We start from the raw sequence: 15,774 nt of genomic DNA, 5'->3' as shown, positions 1-15,774 counted from the left end.
ACCGAGACATATCCGGAACTCTCGGCCCACGGCGACCCCGTGGACACCGACCAGAATCGAGGCGAGTTATTATCTGGCTAAGTTCAAAGGTCGAAACTCAGCACCTCGAATCGTCCGAACGCGCGGGGCACCGGTCACCAATCCCGACACCACCCTCGTCGTGACACAGACCCACGGACAATCCAAGCAGTTTGCCATGACTACAGTGCGTGGTCCTTGGTTTCCACCAGAGCCCAGGTGCAGACGAAACTCAACACACCGAGGACGGCCAGCATGATGCCGATAGCCATGCTCCCGTATGCCGAAGCAAGCGGCGCTGCGATCAGCGGCGGTACAGCGCCGCCGAGGACGCCCGCAAGGTTGTAGCCGAGGCCGGCCCCGGTGTAGCGGTAGCGCGTCTGGAACATCTCCGGAAGCAGGGCGCCGCAGGGACCGTAGGCGATTCCGAAGATCATCAACGTTCCGAACATTCCGAGAACGAACGCCATGGGCGATCCGGTGTCGAGAAGAGGGAAAAGCACCAGCGCCCACACGACGGCCATGCCACACGAGATCATGATGACCTTGCGACGCCCGATCCTGTCGGAATACAGCGCCGAGACGATGATTGCGGCGCCGAAGACAAATGCGGAGGCTATGCCGACCGTCAAGACGAACGGCCGTGAGAAGCCGAGTGTCTTGGTGCCGTAGCTCGTCAAGAAGGCAGTGCCCATGTAGAAGAAGGCGAACAGACAAGCCAGAGCGCCTGCCGAGAGCAGGATTTCCTTGGACTGAAAGCGCCAGGCATCCAGGAACGGCAGTGTGCGAGGAGCCTCGTCCTTCTGTGCCGCAACGCGATCGGCCTGCTCGGCCTTGAACACCGGAGTTTCTTCGATAGCGAGGCGCATGTAGAGCCCGATGCCGACCAGAACGATGGAGAACAGGAACGGAATACGCCAGCCGTAGTCGAGGAACGCCTGATTGGTGTCGCCGAGAACCGCGCCGGTAATGAGGAACGTGCTACTGGAGAGAATGAACGCAATGGCCGGGCCCAACTGCGGGAACATGGCATACAAGCCGCGTTTACCCGGTGGAGCGTATTCGGCAGTCAGCAAGGTCGCGCCGGCCCACTCACCGCCGACCGCGAAACCTTGCCCGAATCGCAAAACCACCAAGATGATCGGTGCCGCAATACCGATAGTGGCGGCGCCCGGGAGCAGACCGATGAGGAGCGTGGAGATGCCCATCAGCAGCAGCGTGGAAATCAGCGTTTTCTTGCGGCCGATGCGATCGCCGAAGTGCCCGAACAACATTGCGCCGACGGGGCGTGCGATGAACGCAACGGCAAAGGTAGCGAACGAGGCAACCGTGCCGGCAGTAGCACCCAACGCAGGGAAGAACACCGTCGGAAACACAAGTGCCGCAGCAGTTCCGTAGATGAAGAAGTCATAGAACTCGATAGTCGTGCCGATGCAACTGGCGATGGCAACTCGCCGCACGCTCGTCTTGTTGGCGGGGACTGCTGCAATGCCGGCGGCACTGGTTTCCCCTGATGGAGAGACTGTTGTCACTCGTTTCCTCCGTGGTCCGGTGGTGGCTCCCTGTGGGTGTCACCGTCGATAGAAGGAAAGGTAGTGATGCGGCTCACCCCTGCACCACCCCCGAAAGTGGGTGATCGTGACTTGCATCACGATTCATACGCAAAGGTAACGGGTTTCACCTTGCATCCAGACAAAAGAAGGCCGCCCAACTCGCACCGAGTTGAGCGGCCGCTTTCAGATACTGCCGTCAGTTCTGGGTCTTGCCGGCAGCCTCACACAACTCCTGGCGAATCTCCACCCAGACGGTGGCGTACGAGTCGATACCCGTCTCCGCCATCCACTTCAACTCTCCCGCTTGAACTTTCGTCAACGCGTCGGAGAACAGGTCCTGGTAGCGAGACAAGCGCGGAACGAATGCCGACAGATCATCGAACACGTTGGCCGCGCGACGGTCCAGGTCTGCGAGAGAGTCTGCGTCGGCACGGGCAACGAGGGCAGAGAATTCCTCGTCCAGCGGCAGGAACGCCTCGAGCACATCGAGAATCGAATCCTCGTCGATCGAGACGCGCTCGGCGTCCAGTTGATCGTTCAGCTCAGTGAGACCCTTCTCGGTCAGGCTGATCATGCCCTCACTCTCGAGTGCCTTCTCCTGCGCGATCAGGGCGTCGTACGCGGCCTGACCGGACGCGGCGCTGACTCCCAAATGCTCGGCAAGGACGGAAGATCCAACCCGGCCCTTGAGCCGCACCGACTGAAGCAGCGCCAACTCGTCCACATTGCCGGCAAAGGCCATCGCATTCTCCTCATTACGTGCCGCCAGGGCGGCTCTGCATTCGACGCGAACTCCACCCGAGAGCTCGCTGCGCCACTGGGCAAAATCAATCTGCTCCGACGGGCAACCCAATCTCATCACAACGAGCCCGGCCGTAGCGCTGCTGCCTGTCACCAGGAAACTAACCGACGCGAGCGACCTACCGGACATACGGTACCTTTGGCGCGTGAAACCCACCCTCGTGTCCGTGGTGATCCCGGCGTACAACGCTATGGATCACATCGACGAACAGCTGACAGCTCTCGCCTCACAAGATTACGACGGCGAGTTCGAAGTCATCGTCAGCGACAACGGCTCAACGGACGGTCTTGCACAGTTCATTGCGAACCACCCCTCCACTGATGCCTTGTCCCTCCAGCTCGTGAATGCCGCTGATGCGCGAGGAGGCGGCTACGCGCGCAACATCGGAGTTGCAGCATCCCGCGGGGATTTCATCGCATTCTGCGATGCGGACGACCGCGTGCACCCATCGTGGCTGACCGCCATCACGCGAGCTGCCGAAAACTCCGATGCTGTTGGCGGCGTCGTGGAAACTACGTCGATCAACTCCCCCGAGGTCGCCACGTGGCGCCGGTTCACCACCGAAACACAGTTCGGCAGCCAGGATTTCCTTCCCTACGGCATTACCTGCACCTTCGGGATCTGGCGCACAGCTTTTGACGCGATCGACGGATTCGACCTCCGTTACGTCACCTCAGGCGAGGACATCGACCTGAGTTGGCGCCTGCAATTGGCCGGAATGACACTGGCGCACGCTCCGGATGCTGTGGTTGCGTACCGCTTACGCGGCACCTATCGCGGAACGTGGAATCAAACGCGCGCCTACGGAATTGCGACGGCGCAGCTGTACTCACGTTTCCGTGATCACGGCCAGAAAAGGACGCCTCCACGGGAGCTCGCAACAACCGTACTCGCGCTACTCATCTTCAACCCTGTAGTCCCCCAACGGATCTGCCCGATGCCACGTGGCCGTTGGTTTGTTCACGCGGGAAATTTGGTCGGAAAAATCCAGGGCAGCATCAAACATCGCGTCCTGTACGTCTGAGAGCTATTCGAGCGTCAGCACCTCGCCCGCGGACAACTCGTCTGTGCGCGAGGTGTCCTTGAGGTGTACACCTGAGCGGCCTAATTTTCGGGCGCCGGAAACCAAACTCGCAACGACGCGGGCAGCCTGTTCGTAACCCAGCCCCTCCGGCGGATGGATATTGGAGATGCAGTTTCGATCGGCATCGGTGCATCCGACGCGTGGGAGGTGTGTCAGATAGATTCCGACGCTGTCTGCGACGGACAGGCCGGGGCGTTCGCCGATCAGAACGATAGCGGTCTGCACTCCCATCGCCGACGCTATGTGATCACCGAGCGCAACCCGCGCGTTGGTCGCAATGACCGGCGACGCAAGGGAATAGCGCTCCCCCAATACCGCAACCAGCGCGGAAAGCAATTGCTCACCGTGATCCATCAGGGCGCGCGGCGAAAGTCCGTCGGCCAGTATGAATCCGACCTCCTTGTCGGAGCACTCGATCGAACGCAGGTCTGCCGGCCGTCGCCCCAGATCCGGTCGACGCAAATACTCACTACGCGAGGACACCGCGCTGGTCACCATCGCAGGCGCTCCGATGCCGACAGCTTCGACACGCTGAGCGAGAGTCTGTGAATCAAGTGGAACATGAACCGCGTCGCGGGCCGCGGCATGAGCAGCCTTGAACTCGAGAACTCGACTGGTGGGCAAGGAATCTCCGGTGCGCCCCAACCCGATCCGGGACTGGGTGGTCTTACGAAGCGGGCCCCAGAAATCGGAGACGGGCGCGTTGTTGTCGGTCATGACTTCACCGCCAGCTCACGCTGCATCATGAGCGCACCGCCAGCGCGCGCAGTGGCGATGATCCGGCATCGATGGGCAGCACCCGCCCGTTGTCGTCCGTCATCCCCAAACCGTGTAGCCACGCCTCGAACTCGGGGGCAGGTTGCAAGCCGAGTACGCGGCGCACATACAGCGCATCGTGGAACGCGAGACTCTGATAGCCCAGCATCACGTCGTCTGCGCCGGGAACAGCGATCACAAAGGCTGCGCCGGCCACTCCGAGCAACGTCAGCAGGTTATCCATGTCATCCTGATCAGCCTCGGCATGGTTGGTGTAGCAGACGTCGACACCCATCGGCAGGCCCAGAAGCTTTCCGCAAAAGTGATCTTCCAAACCGGCCCGAATAATCTGCTTGCCGTCGTACAGATACTCGGGCCCGATAAAGCCCACCACCGTATTGACGAGCAGTGGTTCGAGATCGCGGGCTACCGCGTAGGCCCGTGTCTCGAGTGTCTGTTGATCTACCGGCGCTCCCCCGGTACCGAGATGATGTCCAGAACTGAGAGCTGATCCCTGCCCGGTCTCGAGGTACATGACATTGTTTCCGACGGTCCCACGGTTCAAAGACCGTCCGGCTTCGTTGCCTTCACGAAGCAGCGGAATGTTCACTCCGAAACCCGAATTGGCACCTTCGGTACCGGCAATCGACTGGAAGACCAAATCCACCGGAACACCGGATTCGATCAGCCCGATCGTGGTCGTCACATGTGAAAGCACGCAGGATTGTGTCGGGATTTCGAATCGCTGCCGGATGTCGTCGAGAAGATGCAGGAGATCCGACGTCGCCTGCGGAGAGTCCGTCGCGGGGTTGATACCGATGACGGCGTCACCGCAGCCCATCAGAAGACCGTCGAGTGTGGCTGCCGCAATTCCGCGTGGGTCGTCGGTGGGATGGTTGGGCTGCAGCCGAGTGCTGAGCCGCCCAGGCAGTCCGATGGTGGTCCGGAACGCGGCAGTCACGGTGATCGCCTTGGCGACGGCGATCAAGTCTTGATTGCGCATGATCTTACTGACCGCTGCCACCATCTCCGGGGTAAGGCCCGGGCTCACCGCCGCGAGTACGGCCGCAGCGCCCGGCGCCGACGCGATCTCGAGCAGCCAGTCGCGAAATCCGCCGACGGTCAGATGCGCAACCGATTGGAACGCGAGACGATCGTGGCTGTCGATGATGAGCCGGGTGACCTCGTCGTCCTCGTACGGAACGAGTAGGTCTTCCAGAAAGAGTTTTAACGGTAGATCTGCCAGAATCCATTGGGCAGCAGCACGTTCCGCATCGGATTGCGCAGCGCATCCGGACAACTCGTCACCTGATCGCAGCGGTGTCGCCTTGGCCATGAGGTCGACGAGACCGTCGAACGAGTAGGTGGTTCCGGATACCTGTTGGTGATACGTGCTCATCCCAGTTCCTCTTCCGCCTGTGCAAGTACAGCAAACTCCTCATCGGGTGAGTTGGCAACAAGGTGATGACGGCTGTAGAGACCGAAGTATGCCATTAGGACACCGAATGCGACCAATGTAATAAGTGCTGCAACAGGATCGACCAGGAACGTTGCGACCACCGATACAGCGGCGATGACGAGGGCAAACGAGGTTGTAACGATCCCGCCGGGAGTCCGGTACGGGCGGGGCATGTTCGGCTCGCGCTTACGAAGCACGATGTGGCTCACCATCATCAGCACGTAACTCACGGCTGCGCCGAATACCGCCATGTTGAGCAGCATGGCACCTTCACCGGTGAGCGAGAGAGCAAATCCGATGATGCCGGGAACGACGAGTGCCAGTGTCGGAGCCTTGCGCTTATTGGTGATCGAGAGGTTTTTGGGCAGATATCCGGCGCGAGAGAGCGCAAACGTCTGGCGAGAGTACGCATACATGATGGAAAAGAAGCTTGCGACCAGTCCGGCGAGTCCGATGTAGTTGACTGCCTTGGCTGCGCCGCTGTCGCCGAGTGCTTCGACCAGCGGGTTTCCCGAGGTAGCCAATGCGTCGGCGCCAACCGCTCCGGTTGCGAGGAAGAGAACGGCTGCACCGGTGACGATCAGGATCAGCATGCTGATGATGATGCCGCGCGGAACGTTCTTTTCCGGCTCACGTGCTTCTTCGGCGGCGAGCGGAACACCTTCCACCGCAAGGAAAAACCAGATTGCGAAAGGCACTGCAGCCCAGATTCCGAGCAGCCCGAAGGGCAGGAAGGATGACGACCCCACAGCGGTGGAATCAACGGCGATGTCGGTCAGATTGGACGAATCAAACAGTCCCACAGCAGAAACCGCGAAGACGATCAATCCCACCAGTGCGATGGCGGTGATGATGAACATCGCCTTGAGTGCCTCACCGGCGCCGGTCAGATGAATCCCGATGAAGATTGCATACACCGCCAAATACACCCACCACCCGTCGGTAATGCCGAACAGGTTCAGGGACTCGACGTAGGCTCCGATGAACGTCGCGATCGCTGCCGGCGCGATGGAATACTCGATGAGAATTGCTGTGCCCGTGGCAAATCCACCCCAAGGGCCCAATGCACGTCGTGCAAAGGTGTACCCGCCGCCGGCCGCCGGAAGCGCGGACGACATCTCCGCCATTCCCAGCACCATGGCCAGGTACATACCAGCGATGACAACGGCCGCAATGAGCAGACCACCGAATCCGCCTTCAGCTAATCCGTTGTTCCATCCGGCGTAGTCCCCGGAAATTACGTAGCTGACACCCAACCCGGCCAGCAGCACCCATCCGGCGGTGCCTTTTCGGAGTGTTCGTTTTTCGAGATACGAATTGTCTTCGGCGTGGAAGTCGGCGCCATCGTGATGACTGCCGGCCTGGGCACCGGCCGAATTGCCGGGCACCTGCTCGGAAAGAGCCATGTCAATCCCCCTGGATCTGTCAAGAATGCAGCGGCGCACTGTGGCAGGCGCCGTGTGAAGTGAACGTTATGGCTGTGAAGTTAAGGGGGCGATCGCCGCGCGATTACGCCGCTGTTAATCGCTCGCGGCGTAGCCGCTCAGGCTCGACCGACTGCGCCGGGAACGGGGCAGGCGTCAACCGCTTCGGCGACAACCTGAGGAACAGTGGGCGGGTTCGGCCGTACTCCGGCCTCCCAGTCCGCACCGACCAGAATGGTCGACAAGTTCAGGGACGCATTTTCTTCGGGCGTGAAAGCCCTTGCTCGACTGAGGAATCGATATCCTTCAGGAGCTTCCAAGCTGAATCCGCCACCGCGGCCGGGCACGACGTCCAGAACCAACTGGGTGTGCTTCCAGGCTTCGAATTGAGAGCCGGAGATCCACACCCGAACGGAGTCGATTCCCGTCGGCAGGTCTACCGGAATGTCTCCGACCCCGAGCCGAAGGTCAATGACACCGAGCAGTACATCGCGGTCACCGACAATGAATTCGCCGGCGGGATAACACATCGGCGCACTGCCGTCGCAGCATCCACCGGACTGATGCATCATGAGTTCACCGTGATTCCCACTGAGGCGGCGCAAGAGATCGGCCGCCCCAGCGGTGGTCACGAGACGGGGTGGAACGACGCCGACCGGGCTGCCATCCGACGTAGCAAGATCCGTGGCGTCCATTCCAACCTCCGTGTGTTTGTTACTCGAACTGACCTAGTGCAATCGCCGGATCAGAAGAACCCCTGAGCCTTCTGCGCATAGCTGACCAGGAGGTTCTTGGTCTGCTGGTAGTGCGAGAGCATCATCAAGTGGTTCTCACGGCCGATACCGGACTGCTTGTATCCGCCGAACGCAGCGTGTGCCGGGTACTGGTGGTACGTGTTGGTCCACACACGGCCCGCCTGGATATCGCGGCCCGCGCGGTAGGCAGTTCCACCGTCACGTGACCAGACACCGGCACCGAGGCCGTAGAGGGTGTCGTTGGCAATTTCGATAGCCTCGTCGTAATCCTTGAATGACGTGACGGAGACGACCGGTCCGAAAATCTCTTCCTGGAAGATGCGCATCTTGTTGTTCCCGGTGAAGATCGTCGGCTGCACGTAGTAGCCGCCGGCGAGGTCGCCGCCCAACTGAGCGCGTTCACCACCGGTGATGACCTTGGCGCCTTCGGCCTTGCCGATTTCGATGTAGGACAGGATCTTCTCGAGCTGGTCGTTGCTGGCCTGCGCACCGATCATCGTCTCAGTGTCGAGCGGATTGCCTTGGCGCACTGCCTTGGTGCGGATAGCTGCCATCGCGAGGAAGTCGTCGAAAATGTCTTCCTGGATCAGGGCACGGGACGGGCACGTGCAGACCTCACCCTGATTGAGGGCGAACATCGTGAAGCCTTCCAGGGCCTTGTCCTGGTAATCGTCGTTGGATGCGAGGACATCGGAGAAGAACAGGTTAGGGCTCTTCCCGCCGAGCTCGAGAGTGACCGGAATGAGGTTCTGCGACGCGTACTGCATGATCAAGCGTCCGGTGGTGGTCTCACCGGTGAAGGCGATCTTCTTGATGCGGGGGCTCGACGCCAACGGCTTGCCGGCTTCGACACCGAATCCGTTGACGATGTTGAGAACACCGGCCGGCAGCAAGTCGCCGATGATGCCGATGAGGTGCAGGATCGAGACGGGGGTCTGCTCCGCGGGCTTGAGGACTATTGCGTTACCGGCGGCAAGTGCGGGGGCAAGCTTCCAGACCGCCATCAGGATCGGGAAGTTCCACGGAATGATCTGGCCGACCACACCGAGTGGCTCGTGGAAGTGGTAGGCAACGGTGTCGGAGTTGATCTCGGACAGCGAACCTTCCTGTGCGCGAATAGCTCCCGCAAAGTAGCGGAAGTGATCGATGGCAAGGGGAATGTCGGCGTTGAGGGTTTCGCGGATCGGCTTGCCGTTGTCCCAGGACTCGGCGAGTGCGATGGACTCGAGGTTCTCTTCCATGCGATCGGCGATCTTGTTCAAGATGATGGCACGCTCGGCAACGGAGGTCTTGCCCCAAGCCGGAGCGGCTGCGTGTGCCGCGTCGAGTGCGAGCTCGATATCTTCTGCAGTGGAGCGAGCCACGTCGCAGAAGTTCTGCCCCGTTACCGGAGTCGGATTCTCGAAGTACTGGCCCTTGACTGGTGCGACCCACTCGTTTCCGATCCAGTTGTCGTAACGAGACTGGAAGGACATGATCGCGTCGGCGGTACCTGGGCGGGCGTACACGGTCATTTGCAAGCTCCTCTGTGAACGGATCTTCGCCTGTGACCATCGAAATCATGACCACAGCCCCACCCCCGGCGGGGTGTGATTCACAACACTAGGAGCGGCAACGTTGCATGTACGTTGCGCTCAGAGGCCCAACTGGCGGTCGAGGACGTGAATCTTGGCTTTGACCTGGGAATACAGTGCAGATTTTGGATCGAGCGTCGACAAGTACGCCTCCCAAACGACGGAATCTTCGCGCCCGTGGACGGAGGTAGTCCAGCGCGCCAACAGAGCTGCATCGCCGCCGCGAAGCAGGGCTGCCTGAACGCGCGTGCGGAGTTCATCTCGGATGGCGTCGATGCCCGGAGAGGCAGATCCGCCCAGAACCGGTCCCGTGTACAGGCGCATGGCAGTCGCCGCGTCACCTCGATCCAAGGCACTCCGAACGTCGTCGATATCGGTAGTGAACTCGGCAATGATGCGATACGGCCTCGACGCCAACCTGTCGGCACCGAAAACCTTACGTAGGCGAGACATTTCAGCGCGGATGGTGACACCGTCCAGCTCACCTTCGTCAAGGAGAACCGCAAGATGATCTGCACTCAGGCCCTCGGGATGCTCGGAGAGCAACAGCAAGATTTCGGCATGACGTTGCGAGATCTGGATCCGCTCGCCCCCACGGACGAGTGTGGGCCGTCCGCCGCCGAACGTCTCCAACCGGGGCGCTGAGGCCGTCAGCGGGATCGGCGAGTTGAGGAGGTGAAACCGCAGTTCCGATTCCGCGGCTGCCACGGTTGCACGGATCAACGACAACACCTCGGGAACAGCGACGCGTGGCCCGCCGGTGATATCAATGGCACCCAGAATCTGCCCCGTAGTGGGGTCATGGACCGGCGCCGCCGAACAACTCCAATCGTGAACCGTCCGATTAAAGTGCTCCGAGCCGAAGATCTGCACCGAGTGATCGATTGCAAGTGCAGTGCCCGGCGCATTGGTACCGACACGATCCTCACTCCAGTCGGCACCTTCGACGAAGTTCATCGACAACGCTTTGTCCTTGGCCGAACTGTCGCCTTCCACCCAGAGCAATCGGCCGTGTGCGTCACTGATCGCGATCAACAACCCGGTCTCGGCAGCATCTTCTACCAGCAACTTTCGGATCACCGGACGAATGAGCGACATGGGATGCGTCGATCGGTAGTTCTCGAGTTCGAAACCTTCGAGCATCTCAGGATTTCCGACGACGTCGGGATCTACACCTTTGTTCCGGCTGCGCATCCAGGATTCGAGCACGACGGAACGTACGTGCGAGTCGTCTGGAAGGCCATGCCCCGGCCCGTCCTGGGCATCGATGAATGACTGGTGAGCGCTGGAGAGTCGACGTGCCAGCACCGCCACGTCATCTCCTGGCCGTACTGCCACCCACGGGTTGCCGTACACAGCCTGTTCACGTGCCATATTCTGCGTTCCTCCGCTCCCCTGCCACTGTAATGCCGATCACAAGTCAATGCTGAAGCCGACCATGCGGTTTCCTTTATCCGGCCGCTCCCTTGACCAATTCGCTCGCACGCTCCGCCACCATGACCGCAGTTGCGTGCGGACCACGACTAGGGATAGCGGGAAAGATCGAGGTGTCGACGATACTGAGTGCGTCGACGCCGAAGACGCTGCACTGCTCGTCCACCACCACCCCCATCGCACAACTGCCGCTCATATGCAGCGACGTTCCCAGCCTCGACTCGATCCACTCGTCCGAGTAGTCGATGTCCGGTCGCTCGATCAGTCCGGTAGCGGCGATTGATTCCAGCAGGCTCTCGGCCAATCGCATGCCCCGACGAATCGTCGCGCGATCGTGGCCCGATTCCAGATAGTTGTACCGAATCCGCGGCGCGCCCGCCGGAGCCATCGCGACGAGCTCGACGCTTCCACGACTGTGGGGTGCCATGAGGACAACACCCATACCGTGATCCATCGGCGCTACGCCGGGCACAAGATCCGCGAATGATGCTGTGTACGGACGGACTTCGAGATCCGGATCATTGAGCGTCACTTCCAGAACCGGCGTTCGGTATCGCAGCAACTCGGGCGTCGAATATCGGTACGGGATCAGAACTTCCGGATGATCTACGAACCCCTGTCCAACTCCGGGAAGATCGACTACGACGGGAATTGCGTGGGCAGCAAGGTGCTCGGCTGATCCGAGACCGGAATTGAGCAGCAGATGCGGTGTCGCAATCGCGCCCGCACACACCACGACATGAGCGGCACGAATACGTCGAAGCTGTGTGCCGTCGAGGACGTCGACCCCAATGGCGCGGGTTCCCGAGAAGACAATACGAACGACCACGACACCGACGTCGACGCTCAGATTTGCGCGGCCCAAAGCCGGCATCAGATAGCCGAGCGCAGTGCTGATTCGGCGATGCTCGGAAATATTGAGCGGGACGCGGCCGACGCCGACCGAGTCCGGAGCATTCTTGTCGAGGTCGACGGGAAAACCTGCCTCGGCAGCCGCTTGGTGAAACTGTCCGCTCAGCGGATGCATGTGATCCAATTGCCGCCGACGAACCGGAATCGGGCCGCGCTCACCGTGATACGGCCCGCCGAAATCGTGATCGGTCTCCGACTGACGGAAGTACGGCAATACCTTCTCGTAGCTCCACGATTGTGGCCAGCTCTCGAAATCCGCGCGTGTGGCTCGGGCAAAATATGCACCGTTGACAGCCCCCGAACCTCCCAACGTCCGCCCGCGCGAGATCGTCGAAAGGCGATCAGGCGTCAACTCAACCGGGTACGTCCACGTATGCTCACTGGTCGGCCCCACCGGCAAAAGATATGGATCATTCAGTACCGCCGGAAGTTCGAGCGTCGACCGATAGCCGGGTCCCGCTTCGAGCAGCAACACCTTCGCTGCAGGATCTTCACTGAGCCTCGCCGCGATCACACAACCGGTGGTGCCGCCGCCGACAACCACAAAATCGGCGTAATCCGGAACACTCACTTGGTAATTCGAGGCTTCAACGCAGCCAGGTCGCGCGCCTCGATTGCACCGCGCCACAGGCCGAATCCGTACGCCACGTCGTCAGCCCGCTTGAACAACACGTACCGCACGGGTCCCAGCCCACCGGGTTCACGGTGCCGGTACCAATCCACCAGTCCCTCCCCGACTGCTGCAGCAAGCGCCAAGCGTCGAATCTTGCGTGAACTGATGACCGCCAACAGAGTGACCGGCCAATAGTGACGGCACATCGCCGACGCGAGTTGCCAAAACCCGCCCACAAATCCCTGGGCAGCAAGAATGGCCGCGATGCGCGTCGGCTGACGTAGCCCTGTGAACATCTTCCGCAAGCGGAACGTGGTGAACAGCAAGGCCCCGATTGCGCCGGTCAGCCCGGACCGGGTGAGAGTGGCAGCCGCAATGCACGAGAACAACATCCAGAACGACATGGCCATCGGCGGCACAGACCCTGGATGACGCGCGGCCAGCGGCGCCGCGCCGGTTCCGTAGAAGGCACGGCGACTGAACCACTTGTCGTACTGCACTCGGTGATCGTGGGCCACATTCGCAACCGGTTCATAACGCAGGCGCCAACCGGCGGCCTGCAGACGCCAACAGAAATCGACGTCTTCGGCCACTTCGAGGCTTTCGTCGAAACCTTCGCATTCGAGGGCCACGTCGCGGCGCACGATCAGCGCTGCACTGGGCACGTAAGCCACCGGACTACCCGACTTGACCGCAGCTTCCTTGCGTCCCAGGTCCAAGGAGGAGCGCATGTTCTCGTAGCGAGCCAACGCCGTCCCGTACGGATCGAGAGCCACAATCCTCGGCGCGACCAATGCAACTCCGGGGTCACTGAAATGACCCAGCATCAGCTCGAGCCAACCCGCCCGCGGAATGACGTCGGAATCAAGGAATGCCACGAAACGTGTTTGGGCCGAACGCAACCCCGAGTTTCGAGCAGCCGACGGACCACGCGTCTTCTCGTGCCGGACGACAGTGATCGAGCCAGTTCCTGGAGTACACTGACGGGGTTCCAGAGGAAACTCGGATCCGTCGTCGACGACAACCACAGTCAGATCCTTGAGAGCGGGTAACAGCCGTTCGACACCCGACTTGTTGTCCTTCACCGGAATCACAACAGTGACGTCGGCCGCTGACGGCGTCGACATGGGTCGAGGATTTGCCACTCCCGAATCGAGCAGGTGGCGCGCCACTGCCGCACTCTGATGATCGACGACCTCGAGAAAACCGTCGCCGATCATCGCGGCCGCAGTCGGAGCGAGCTTGAGCATGCGCGTCGGCGAACCGCCGATGAGCACGCGGCCACCCGAGTACGTGCGAACTTTGGGATCCAACCGAATGCCGAAGCCATCGGGGAGTCGTGCGGGTCGCATCAGGCGATCGTCGCGGCAAGCACCGTGAATCGGTTCGGGTAGATCGCCCGCCCCCCATCGGTTGCAATCATCACCGAAGCCTCCCATCCGGACCCGGTTCCCACCGAGCCAGTCCATCCGTCGCGCGTTGCACCAACCCGCCGAAAATCTGTGCGCCGTCCACGGCTGTTGCCTCGACTGGATCACCCAGAACTCCATTATCCGACACAGCGACCATACCGCCCGAACGCAATCCTGGCATCAGGTCTGCGATCGGAGAAATATTTCCGGCCACTGCACGGGCCATATCCACGCAATCCGGCGAAAGATGCAGTAAGAGGCTTGTTTCTGTCCTGCCCGCATGAGCGTCGGCCCCCGGAACTGCGCAGGGCATCCAGGCCGCATCACGGCCCTCGTAGCGCAGTAGCGCCACCGCCTTGGCCAAAGCCGGGCCGTTTCCACCGTGACCGTTCACGAACAACACCCGAGTTGCCCATCGAAACGCCGACCGCCCGTATTCGACGATCACCATTTCCATGGCCTCGGCACCGATAGAAATAGTCCCCGCAAAACCTTCATGCTCCCCGCTCGCACCGTACTCGAGTGCGGGCGCAACCACGACGCCGGGAAGCGCGCCGGCGACAGCTCGGGCAATTAGAGTATCGGTATCGAGAGGTAGGTGCGGACCGTGCTGCTCCAACGAACCGACCGGGACCACGACGGTGAGGGCCGTACCTTCGAGATCAGGACTCGGCATGGCGGACAGCTCTCGGACTTCGGTCATCATCCGATGGTATTCGCCAACGGTCAAGTGCACGAACTCCGCCCACCTTGCCTCTGCCGGTATGTCGAATATTTATGTATACCAACAACTCTCGAGTAGTATATTTTTCGAAACTGTCCGAAATATCCCTAGGAATCGAATTCCTGTTTCGATGAGAATTAGCGCATGGGGAATCGGGAAGCGTGGCGACTGGACTGCGAGGGTCTCAAAATAGAGGTTCTCGACCTGGTCTATGCCCGCCATGACATGCAATCGCGCCTGGGGCACCTCGTTGTCGAAAATGTTCACCCGTGACACTCTCCCTGACACCGGCTTCCGGGCCATCGCCCAGTGGCTGCATCGGTCCACCAACCTCGAGATTGGCGAATACAGTCAACTGGTCTCGCTCGCGCGGTTGTTCATGCTTGAACCTGTAGTCGCACAGTCCTTTCACGACGGTGATATCGATATGCAGAAGGCGCGGCAGGTGGCGCAGTTCTGCCAACACCCATCCAAGAACATGCCTATCGCCGACGTCGAAAAGGCCCGGGAAATCCTTCTGGACCTCGCCTCGAAGAAGGTTTCCGACTGCGACGGAAGTCCGAGCCGTCGTCCGGCGCATCGAAAAGAAGTACGGCAAACCGCGCCGACGGCGTCCCCGTCGGGGAGGATTCTTCAGCGCAACGAGTTCTATGCATCCAAAGGTTTGTACGGTCACGTCAGCGTCAAAGGTAACCTAGACGCCGTCAACGGCGCCCGGTTGATCGTTCTACTGTCCGGGCTTTCGAAGCCGAATTCCGAAATCGACGGTGTGAAAGATGCTCGTACTCCGGCACTTCGGCGTGCCGACGGTTTCTGTGAGATGTTGCGCCGCTACGAGATGGCCGGCCTCGAGCCCGTCGAAGGTGGCGTCAAACCGCACCTGACGATCACGGCCACCGCGAAAGACCTGACGAATCTGCAGGCATTGAAAGATCTGTTGTCGCCCATCGAGGAACTCGGGGATGCGATCACCAACTGGGCCGATCAGTCTCGATACCGCCCGCATGCTGGCGTGCGATTGCACGGTCACTCGAATCCTGCTCGACCAAAACGGCATTTTCCGCGGGAATCGACGAGCGAACTGCTACAGTCCCACAGCGGCGAGCCTTGGCCTTCAACTGGATAGACAGTGGCCCAACCGATTTCGGCAACCTCATACTTTTGTGCGGTCACCATCACCGGTTGTTGCACCACACCGAGTGGAGTGTCGAGATCGGGGACGATCGGAGAACTCGGTTCTGCCCGCCGATGTCG

The 15,774-nt window shown here is 60.7% G+C and carries 13 protein-coding genes; 2 read left to right on the top strand and 11 right to left on the bottom strand.

The features are described 5' to 3' along the window. Positions 1–200 precede the first annotated feature (200 nt). Both QM600_RS14325 and QM600_RS14320 read right to left on the bottom strand, forming a co-directional pair. Positions 201–1,550: an MFS transporter gene (locus tag QM600_RS14325; RefSeq protein WP_502942979.1), complete on the bottom strand. Its 1,350-nt coding sequence runs from the start codon at positions 1,548–1,550 to the stop codon at positions 201–203. Positions 1,551–1,767: 217 nt separating this feature from the next. Then, positions 1,768–2,313, bottom strand: a complete 546-nt coding sequence (locus QM600_RS14320) for a hypothetical protein (protein ID WP_283262149.1) — start codon at positions 2,311–2,313, stop codon at positions 1,768–1,770. Between the two features lie 205 nt (positions 2,314–2,518). Between QM600_RS14320 and QM600_RS14315 the strand changes: the two genes are divergently transcribed. After that, on the top strand, positions 2,519–3,397 hold the full coding sequence (locus QM600_RS14315; protein WP_283262141.1) for a glycosyltransferase family 2 protein: 879 nt from the start codon (positions 2,519–2,521) through the stop codon (positions 3,395–3,397). A 3-nt stretch (positions 3,398–3,400) separates the two neighbouring features. Here QM600_RS14315 and eutC read toward each other — a convergent pair whose 3' ends face one another. From eutC to mftE, 9 genes are all read right to left on the bottom strand, one after another. Beyond that, on the bottom strand, positions 3,401–4,174 hold the full coding sequence (gene eutC, locus QM600_RS14310; protein ID WP_283262140.1) for an ethanolamine ammonia-lyase subunit EutC: 774 nt from the start codon (positions 4,172–4,174) through the stop codon (positions 3,401–3,403). 25 nt (positions 4,175–4,199) lie between these two features. Further along, positions 4,200–5,612, bottom strand: a complete 1,413-nt coding sequence (locus QM600_RS14305) for an ethanolamine ammonia-lyase subunit EutB (RefSeq protein ID WP_283262139.1) — start codon at positions 5,610–5,612, stop codon at positions 4,200–4,202. Continuing rightward, positions 5,609–7,078, bottom strand: a complete 1,470-nt coding sequence (eat, locus tag QM600_RS14300) for an ethanolamine permease (protein ID WP_283262138.1) — start codon at positions 7,076–7,078, stop codon at positions 5,609–5,611. The genes QM600_RS14305 and eat overlap by 4 nt, the downstream gene beginning before the upstream one ends. A 137-nt stretch (positions 7,079–7,215) precedes the next feature. Continuing rightward, positions 7,216–7,791, bottom strand: coding sequence for a DUF779 domain-containing protein (locus tag QM600_RS14295; protein WP_283262137.1), 576 nt, complete (start codon positions 7,789–7,791; stop codon positions 7,216–7,218). Positions 7,792–7,841: 50 nt separating this feature from the next. Continuing rightward, the gene (gene adh / locus QM600_RS14290; RefSeq protein ID WP_283262136.1) at positions 7,842–9,365 is read right to left on the bottom strand and encodes an aldehyde dehydrogenase; all 1,524 of its coding nucleotides are present in this window, start codon (positions 9,363–9,365) and stop codon (positions 7,842–7,844) included. Between the two features lie 120 nt (positions 9,366–9,485). Next, a complete protein-coding gene (locus tag QM600_RS14285; protein ID WP_283262135.1) occupies positions 9,486–10,799 on the bottom strand; it encodes a sigma-54-dependent transcriptional regulator family protein in 1,314 nt (437 codons plus the stop codon). A gap of 76 nt (positions 10,800–10,875) precedes the next feature. Next, the gene (mftG, locus tag QM600_RS14280; RefSeq protein WP_283262134.1) at positions 10,876–12,342 is read right to left on the bottom strand and encodes a mycofactocin dehydrogenase MftG; all 1,467 of its coding nucleotides are present in this window, start codon (positions 12,340–12,342) and stop codon (positions 10,876–10,878) included. After that, positions 12,339–13,736: a mycofactocin biosynthesis glycosyltransferase MftF gene (gene mftF, locus QM600_RS14275; RefSeq protein ID WP_283262133.1), complete on the bottom strand. Its 1,398-nt coding sequence runs from the start codon at positions 13,734–13,736 to the stop codon at positions 12,339–12,341. Before mftF ends, mftG begins: the two co-directional genes overlap by 4 nt. 70 nt (positions 13,737–13,806) lie before the next feature. Beyond that, the gene (gene mftE, locus QM600_RS14270; RefSeq protein WP_283262132.1) at positions 13,807–14,499 is read right to left on the bottom strand and encodes a mycofactocin biosynthesis peptidyl-dipeptidase MftE; all 693 of its coding nucleotides are present in this window, start codon (positions 14,497–14,499) and stop codon (positions 13,807–13,809) included. A 232-nt stretch (positions 14,500–14,731) separates the two neighbouring features. On the opposite strand from mftE, the gene QM600_RS14265 reads away from it, so the two are divergent. Continuing rightward, positions 14,732–15,646 (top strand): DUF222 domain-containing protein, encoded by a 915-nt coding sequence (locus QM600_RS14265; RefSeq protein WP_283262130.1) that lies wholly within the window; start codon positions 14,732–14,734, stop codon positions 15,644–15,646. Positions 15,647–15,774 lie beyond the last annotated feature (128 nt).

Source organism: Rhodococcus sp. IEGM 1379 (assembly GCF_030056815.1).
In the GTDB taxonomy this organism is placed as follows: domain Bacteria; phylum Actinomycetota; class Actinomycetes; order Mycobacteriales; family Mycobacteriaceae; genus Rhodococcus_F.
Note: the sequence above shows the minus strand (reverse complement) of the source record. Positions and strands in the feature narration are given on the sequence as shown.